Annotated in this window: 4 protein-coding genes and 1 pseudogene; 3 read left to right on the top strand and 2 right to left on the bottom strand. The window is 65.4% G+C overall.

The genetic code is table 11. From position 1 onward, the window contains the following. On the top strand, positions 1–1,164 hold a 1,164-nt coding region (locus JHD07_RS26895), incomplete at its 5' end, for a chloride channel protein (protein WP_291627548.1). Positions 1,165–1,267: 103 nt separating this feature from the next. On the opposite strand, the gene JHD07_RS26890 is transcribed toward JHD07_RS26895, so the two are convergent. Then, the gene (locus tag JHD07_RS26890) at positions 1,268–2,281 is read right to left on the bottom strand and encodes a zinc-binding alcohol dehydrogenase family protein (RefSeq protein WP_291627546.1); all 1,014 of its coding nucleotides are present in this window, start codon (positions 2,279–2,281) and stop codon (positions 1,268–1,270) included. A 121-nt stretch (positions 2,282–2,402) separates the two neighbouring features. Here JHD07_RS26890 and JHD07_RS26885 point away from each other — a divergent pair, with 121 nt between their 5' ends. After that, a complete protein-coding gene (locus JHD07_RS26885) occupies positions 2,403–2,780 on the top strand; it encodes a helix-turn-helix domain-containing protein (RefSeq protein WP_291627544.1) in 378 nt (125 codons plus the stop codon). Positions 2,781–2,992: 212 nt separating this feature from the next. Here JHD07_RS26885 and JHD07_RS26880 read toward each other — a convergent pair whose 3' ends face one another. Beyond that, positions 2,993–4,606 (bottom strand): OprO/OprP family phosphate-selective porin, encoded by a 1,614-nt coding sequence (locus JHD07_RS26880; RefSeq protein ID WP_291627542.1) that lies wholly within the window; start codon positions 4,604–4,606, stop codon positions 2,993–2,995. 144 nt (positions 4,607–4,750) lie between these two features. Here JHD07_RS26880 and JHD07_RS26875 point away from each other — a divergent pair. After that, a pseudogene (locus JHD07_RS26875) lies at positions 4,751–5,102 on the top strand (hypothetical protein); the annotation flags it as partial.

Below are 5,102 nucleotides of genomic sequence, written 5' to 3'. Positions count from 1 at the left end.
GCCCAGCAGGCCTTCGCGTTCCTGCTGGCGAAGTCGCGCTATATTGTGCTGGCGATCACGCCGCTCGGCTTCATGCTGTCGGCCTATCTGACCATCCGCCTGTTTCCGAATGCGCAGGGCAGCGGCATCCCGCAGGCGATCGCCGCCCGGCATCTGACCGACCAGTCCGCGCGCGAAAGTCTGGTCTCGATGCGGATCGCGGCTGGAAAGGTGATCCTCACTTTGTTCGGCCTGCTCTGTGGGGGCTCGGTCGGCCGGGAAGGGCCGACCGTCCAGGTCGGCGCGTCCATCATGTTCGCACTTGGCCGCGTGTCGCCGCGCCGCCAGCCAGGCCTGATCCTGGCCGGAGCGGCCGCCGGCGTTGCCGCCGCGTTCAACACGCCGCTGGCGGGGATCGTATTCGGTATCGAGGAGATGAGCCGCGCTTTCGAGAGCCGCACATCCAGCCTCATCATTGCTGCGGTCATCGCGGCCGGCCTGACCTCGCTCGCGCTGGCCGGCAATTACGCTTATTTCGGCAGTAGCGCGATGTCGCTGGCGCGCGGCGTCGATTGGCTGGCCGTGCCGGTCTGTGGCGTGATCGGGGGCCTCGCAGGCGGATTGTTCAGCCGCATCGTCATCGCCACGGCGCGGGGATTCAAGGGGCCGGTCGGGCGCGCGATCAAGGACCACCCGCTCTGGTTCGCCTTCGCCTGCGGTCTCGCCGTCGCGCTCTGTGGCCTCGCCTCGGGCGACACCGTTTACGGCACCGGCTATCAGCAGGTGAAGACGGCGCTGGAGCAGGGCGCGCCGCTGCCGCAGGATTTCGGCATCCTCAAGATGATGGCGACGACGTTCGCCGCGATCAGCGGCATTCCCGGCGGCATCTTCGCGCCCTCGCTCGCCGTCGGTGCCGGGATCGGATGTAATGTCGCCTCTTTCTTCCACGACGCGCCGCTCGGTGCAATCATGCTGCTCGGCATGGTCGCCTATTTCGCCGGGGTGGTACAGGCGCCGATCACCGCCTTCGTCATCGTCACGGAGATGACGGATAATCACGGCATGGTCGTGCCGTTGATGGCGGCCGCCCTGATTGCGCATCTCGTCTCGCGACTGGTCTGCGAGGAGGGGATCTATCACGCCCTCGCCAAGGGCTTCATCGAGCGGGGTATGGCGAAGACGTAGCAGCGAAGGTGTCGGGCAGGCTAGAGGCACGTAACCCGCCATCCGTGTCGCGGATTCAGAGGCGGGTGGGTTTCGCCTTCGGCTAACCCACCCGACGAAGCCTTTACCACCCCTCCAGCACGATCTTGCCGCGCGACTTGCCGCTCTCGAGCAGCGCGTGCGCGCGCTTGAGGTTGGCCGCGTTGATCGTGCCGAAGGTCTGGTCCAGCGTGGTGCGCAGCACGCCCTTGTCGATGAGGTCGGCCACATCATTGAGCAGATGATGCTGCGCGATCATGTCCGGCGTCTGGAACGAGGAGCGGGTGAACATCGACTCCCAGTGCACCGAGATCGCCTTGCCCTTGAACGTGCTCATGGTGAACTCCGGGGGATCGTCGATCAGGCCGAACCTGCCCTGCGGTGCCATGAAGTCGGCGATCGCCTTGTAGTGCTGGTCGGTGAAGGTGAGGCTTGCGACCAGCGCGACCGGTGGCAGCTTCAGCTTCTCGATCTGCTCCTTCATGGGCTTGCCGTGGTCGATCACGCCATGCGCGCCGAGATCGAGGCACCATTTCTGCGACTCCGGCCGCGTGGCGGTGGCAAGCACCGTCAGACCGGTGAGACGGCGGGCGAGCTGGATCAGGATCGAGCCGACCCCACCGGCGCCGCCCGTGATCAGGAGCGTGCGCGGATCTAAACTCTTGCCGGGTAGCGCGCCGAGCCGATCGAACAGCAGCTCCCAGGCGGTGATGGAGGTGAGGGGAAGGGCGGCGGCCTGCGCGAAGGACAGGCTCTCCGGCTTGTTGCCGACGATGCGCTCGTCGACCAGGTGGAATTCGGCGTTGGTGCCCTGGCGCAGGATCGAGCCGGCGTAGAACACCTCGTCGCCCGGCTTGAACAGCGTCACGTCGGGGCCGACCGCATCGACCACGCCGGCCGCGTCATAGCCGAGGATCTTGGTCTCGCCCTCGGGCGGGCTCGCGCGCTTGCGCACCTTGTAATCGACCGGATTGGCCGAGATCGCCTGCACCGCGACGCGGATGTCGCGCCCTTTGGGGTCGGGCTTGGCGGTCTCGAAATCGATCAGTGAATCCGCGTCCTCGATCGGAAGCGATTTTTTGTAGCCGACGGCCTTCATGGCTTGTCTCCATCAGATGGGCTGTTCGCCTGCCGCTCTAACTGTCGCTCTGGCTTCAGATTGGCAAGTACTGTAATTTCGGGGATATAGTCCCTGTTTGGATACTATTGGGGAAAAACGCATGAAGCGGCGCAATTTTGCGCGTCGTCCGGGGTGCTCGGTCGAGGCAACGCTGGACCTTATCGACGGCAAGTGGAAGGGCGTGATCCTCTACCACCTCCAGAGCGGCACCCAGCGCTTCGGCGAATTGCGCCGGCGGATGCCAGGCATCACCCAGCGCATGCTCACCAAGCAGCTGCGCGCGCTGGAGGAGGACAAGCTGGTCATCCGCAAGGTCTATGCCGAGGTGCCGCCGCGCGTGGAATATTGCCTGTCCGAGCTCGGCGAGAGCCTCAAGCCTGTGATCGACACCCTGAAGGCCTGGGGCGAGAGCCATCAGGAGCGGCTGTCCTGCGCGCCGGCGCCGGAGGTCGTGAAGAAGCCGAAGCGCGCGGCGTGATGAAAGGTGAGGGCGGTGCCGTCACCTCTCCCCGACGGGGAGAGGTCGAATTGCGCCTGGCGATGCGAAGCATCGTCCAGAGCAATTCGGGTGAGGGTGCGCGGCATTCTCGATAGCGCGTAACCCCTCACCCGCGCCGGAGCCTGTCATCGGGCGCGCCTTCGGCGCGACCCGGTGGGCGCGACCTCTCCCAACCGGAGAGGTGAAGAGGCCTAGAACGCGAACTGCGTACGCATCGCGACCGCGTCGAACTTCGAGCCGACGTCGGCGGTCGAGACGGGCGAGGCCTGTCGCGAGACCGTGCCGTGCAGATAGTCGAGCATGAAGCGGACGTTACCGTTGACGTACCAGTTGAGCGCCAGCGTGTAGACGGTCTGCCGGCCGCCTGCGACACCGGCCGCGGTCGCGAGCTGGTCGTTGAGGTCGATCGTCGAGAAGCGCCCTGCGATCTCCCATGCGCCCCAGCCGCCGCCCTCGAGCGAGAACGGATGCGCCGGCTTGACGCCGCCATAGGCCGCGTTCGCCGCATTATAGGACCGGCCTTCGCCGGTCAGCACATAGCCGGCCTGCGCGTAGCCGCCCTGGAACTTCAGGCTCGGTGCGCCGACCAGCGGAACACTGGTGTTGGCGCTGCGATCGACATTGTACCAGAAGTACTCGCCCTGAACGATGAAGGGACCGTAGGTGGCCGCGGCTTCGATGCTGTAGACCTGCGCACCCGAGACGTTGGCGATGGCGCCGGTGGAGATTAGAGGTGTCGGATCGAGGCGCAATTCCGGACGATCGCTCAGCGTGACCGTCTGCGTGTTGGCGATCAGGTTGCGCGGCGGCTGGATCAGCCATTGCGCATTGGCGCCGATATGCACCGAGTAGTCCTTGGCGTTGATGGGATTGCCGGCAACTCGCGCCACCGCGCCGTATTGCTCGCTCGTGCCCGGCGGCGAGACGCTCGAAGCGGAATGGATCGCTCCCGTCGATGGTCCCGTGACATAGCCGCCGATCCAGAGCTGGTCGTTGAACCAGCGCGCACCGGCTGCGGAGCGGAAGTCGCCCGCGGCGATGTTGGTGGCGACCACGCCGGGGGAGGCGCGCTCCATGAACATGATGTCGTTCGAGCTCGTCGCTTCGTCGAGCGTGTACGGCAGGTCCATGATGCCGACCTCAACCGCCATCTTGCCGCCGAACGGCTTTAAGCCGGTGTAGCTGATATAGGCATTCTCGACGCCGGAGAGGCCGCCGCCCGGCAGCGAGCCCGGTGCAGCGCCGCCGAATCCGTCCGACGAGCCGCCGAAATCGTAGACCAGCGCGAAATTCCAGTCGTGGAAGAACTTGCCGGTGACGCCGATGCGCGCGCGGCGCACGTTCTGGCCGCTATCGAGCTTCTGGGGCACGGTGGCCGCGGTGTTGGGACGATAGTCGTATCCGCCGACATCGTAATGCAGGCGGCTGGTGATGGCGACGCAATTGGCCTGATCGGCGGTGCAGATCGTCGGCCGATTGTTCGGCATCGTGACGACGACGCCGGATGCCGGCGCCGGCCCCTTGACGGGGATTGCCGCGTTGGCGTTGGCAACCGCAGCCTTTGCCTCTGCGCGGGCCTCGGCCTTTGCCTCGGCCTTGGCTTCCGATTTCGCCTTTGCTGTGGCCGCCGTGTTCGCCGCGGTCTGACTCTGGAGCTTGTCGAGCTTCTGCTCCAGCATCTTCAACTGCTGTTTCAGGAGCGCGATCTCCTGCTCGCTGTTGCTTGCCGACTGGGCCTGCGCCTGCGAGGCCGCCAGCGCGCCGGCAAGACCAATCGCGGTGGCGGCAATTCTTGTTCTGCTCACGTTACGCTCCATCGTTTGGCGGTTTTCCTGAAGTCGCGAACGGAGAGCCTAGGTGTAATCGATGACTGCTCCGCGACGCTGCGCACGGCTGCCTGAGTTCCCGCTGATGCAAATTCGCCGCAACCGAATCCAGCGTCCACCACCATGCAAGATGACACACATCATGCCAACCTGCCGCCCGCGCAAATCGCCGATTCGTACAGCCCGTTCGCAGCCGGACACCCCCGTGAAGCGGCCGAATATTGCCGCCCGGCGCACTTCTATTGGCCGGCGAACGCGCCTATATTCCGTCGTCTTTTCCAAGAGGTAGGAATGTTTCGAGCGACCTGGACTGCCGCCGCCACGGCGCTGTGCGTGGCTTTTTTGGCCCATTTTAATCCGGCTGCCGCGCAGGACCGCCGCGTCCCGTCGTCACAAGCCGAGCTGAGGCTGTCCTATGCGCCGATCGTGCAACGGGTGCAGCCGGCCGTCGTCAACGTCTATGCCGCCAAGCTGG

The sequence above is a fragment of the Bradyrhizobium sp. genome (genome assembly GCF_016462955.1).
GTDB lineage: Bacteria > Pseudomonadota > Alphaproteobacteria > Rhizobiales > Xanthobacteraceae > Bradyrhizobium.
The sequence above is the reverse complement of the archived record's forward strand: the minus strand, read 5'-3'. Positions and strand labels throughout refer to the sequence as shown.